The 2,718-nt window shown below is 60.7% G+C and carries 2 protein-coding genes and 2 pseudogenes; 2 read left to right on the forward strand and 2 right to left on the reverse strand.

Going from position 1 to position 2,718, the window contains the following annotated elements; all coding sequences use genetic code 11:
- Window positions 1–213: pseudogene (locus X750_RS01000000163590) on the forward strand (hypothetical protein); the annotation flags it as partial.
- Between the two features lie 279 nt (window positions 214–492).
- Here X750_RS01000000163590 and X750_RS134345 read toward each other — a convergent pair.
- Window positions 493–1,698 carry a beta-ketoacyl-[acyl-carrier-protein] synthase family protein gene (locus tag X750_RS134345; protein WP_023707447.1) on the reverse strand — a complete coding sequence of 402 codons (1,206 nt, stop codon included), beginning with the start codon at window positions 1,696–1,698 and terminating at the stop codon, window positions 493–495.
- Window positions 1,699–1,974 carry an acyl carrier protein gene (locus X750_RS134340; protein ID WP_023673543.1) on the reverse strand — a complete coding sequence of 92 codons (276 nt, stop codon included), beginning with the start codon at window positions 1,972–1,974 and terminating at the stop codon, window positions 1,699–1,701.
- A gap of 572 nt (window positions 1,975–2,546) precedes the next feature.
- On the opposite strand from X750_RS134340, the pseudogene X750_RS1000000166280 reads away from it, so the two are divergent.
- Window positions 2,547–2,648 (forward strand): annotated as a pseudogene (locus X750_RS1000000166280) (LysR family transcriptional regulator); the annotation flags it as partial.
- Window positions 2,649–2,718: the final 70 nt, after the last annotated feature.

A 2,718-nucleotide genomic window follows, 5' to 3' on the forward strand; every position in this document is an offset into this window, starting at 1 on the left:
TATTGCAACCCAGGTCATCGACTGGTGCTGCGCGTCGACTTCATCTTTGGCCTCGCGCCCACCACGACCCTGCGCAAGCATGTGGCGGATCTGGAGGCCAGCACGACAGCACGCCTGGAAGCGTCGGCCAAGAGAGGCAAGGTCCGCATGTTCAAGGAGCTCATTGACGGCGCCCGCGGCGCGGCCGGGCCGGCAGCACTCAGGCGACTATAACGGGCGCAGAGCCGACCCTGCGGCTTCCAGACATTGTCGTGTACAGCTTCAGACCCTCAAGCCGAGCCCGCATGGCCTCGCTTACCTTTTACGGGGCGGCGGTACGTCCAAGCCGGTTCAACAGTTAAGAATTTCGCAAAGACGATACCCCCGGATCCTCGATCTTCCGCTGCCACTTCCCGCATTCGCCGAGGCGGTCAATGACGCGCCCTTCACAAGGTTATCCGGCAAGCATCTGGATGCGAGAGATAATGTTGCCGGAAGCATCTTTCATGGCTTCTACACCTGCCTGAACGCCAGAACCGCGTTCGTGCCGCCAAAGGCGAAGGAGTTGCTCAGTGCCACGCGCACCTTGCGCTCGCGTGCCACATTGGGCGTGACGTCGAGATCGCAATCGGGGTCCAGCTCACGATAATTGGCAGTCGGCGGGACGACGCTCTCGCGGATAGCCATCACGCAGGCGATCAACTCGAGCGCGCCGGACGCGCCGAGGCAATGCGCGTGCATGGACTTGGTAGAAGAAATGGACATTGAGAAGGCGTGCTGACCGAAGACGCGCTTGATCGCCGCCGTCTCGATCTGGTCGTTGGCCTTGGTGCCGGTGCCGTGCGCGTTGAGATAGTCGACATCCTCGGCGTCCAGCCTGGCATCGGCAAGGCAGGCCCGCATTGCTGCCTCCGGCCCCTCGACAGTCGGCGCGACGATGCCGGACGCATCGGCGGAAAGGCCGACACCGGCAATTTCGGCAAGGATGGTGGCGCCCCGAGCCAAGGCATGCTCGTAGCTTTCCAGCACCGCCATGCCGGCGCCTTCACCAAGCGACAGGCCCTGGCGATCGGCCGAGAATGGCCGGCAAGTATCGGGCGAAAGCACGCGGATCGCTTCCCATGCCTTCAGCACACCCCATATGAGCGGCGCTTCGCTGCCGCCGGCAAGCATCACGTCGGCCCGGCCGAGCCTGATCTGGTCCACCGCGCAGGCAATCGCATGGTTTGCCGAGGAACAGGCGGACGTGACGCCGAAGACCGGCCCGCGCAGGCCGAGACTCATGCTGACCTGGCCGGCAGCGGCACCCGGCATTGCCTTGGGTACAGTCAAGAGAGCGGCACGCTTACCGCCCAGAAGGATGGCGCGGTAGGTTTGCTCGATCGCATCCCACCCGCAGCCGCCAACGCCCACCGTCGCACCGAAGCGATAGCTATTTCCCTCTTTGGAGGAAAGTCCGGCCTGACGCATGGCTTCGCGCGCCGCAAGCACAGCGAGCAGGCTGAAGCGGTCCATGGAGATGAGTTGCTTGCTGTCGATGTCATGCTCCGGCAGGGCCTTGATCTCGGCACCGATCCTGACCCTCAATTCATGGAACTCGGAGTTGACGATTGGGCCAATGGCGGAGCGGCCTTCTCGCATCTCTGTCCAAATGGCGGCGGCGTTGGTTCCAAGCCCGCAAATCCCGCCAATCCCAGTAATCACGACGCGCCTGTCCATTCACACCCCCGTAGGGAGCAAGCTGCGCACGGCTTCCACCATGCCCCCAACATTCTGGAGATCGGACCATGCCTCGGCCGTATTCATCTCGATCTCGATGCCGTAGGCCTGCTCCAGGTCCCAGAGAACGTCCGCCAATCCCAGTGAATCGATACCGAGCGAAGTCAGTCCCGTGGCAGCCGTTATTTCGCCGCCCGTGGCAGGCGCTATGCCGCCCTCCGACGCGGCGCGCTTCTTGATCATTGCGATTATTTCGTTGGCGAGTTGATCTGCCATCTTGTTCCTTTCCAGCTTGCGTTTTCGGCGTCGTTCAAAACCCGAGTCGCGTCGCGTTGCCAAAATTGCCCCTCATAGAGCCTGTGCGCCGACCAAGCCCAATGCCCATAGGAACCGGACGAGTTCCGGCTTCTGCGGCGTCAGCCCGATGACGAAGAAAAGTCGCCGGCCTCCCGCTTTTGCGCCAGCACATCAAGAATCTGCGTGTAAATGGATAGGAACCGTCGTCAAACGTCAGCTAAACGCTGCGACGGTGGGTGCTGTCAGCGTATTCACTCGGCACCTCATATGTAATCGAGATGTTTCATAGCTCCGGACCAGTTGCGATCAACTATGTACCGGTCGCCATTCGTCGGAGAGTTCGACATGATTTGGAGCGCTGCCTCTCATTCCCAGTACAATCTCCACCGCACGCGACAGATTTCCTCTTTCGGGCTCTTCTCAAGGGACTCGCCACGCGATAGAGGCAGTGATCGGCGCACGTGAGATCCTGCCAGGTCCATGCGACATTCCGGAAAATTGGTAAAATCGTTTGTTTCAATCAAATTCATCCACGCTATGGATAGCTAAGCATGCGTTTCAAAGGGCTCGATCTGAATCTTCTCGTCGTTCTCGACGCGCTGCTTAGCGAGCGCGGCCTCACGGCGGCGGCACGCAGCATCAACCTAACCAAATTCATGGGGGTTGGTGGATGTGGCGCAAGCCCGTTGAAATGACGTAGGATTTGGTTGCTTAAGCCGATCC

It is taken from the genome of Mesorhizobium sp. LNJC391B00, assembly GCF_000502535.1.
Classification (GTDB): Bacteria; Pseudomonadota; Alphaproteobacteria; order Rhizobiales; family Rhizobiaceae; genus Mesorhizobium.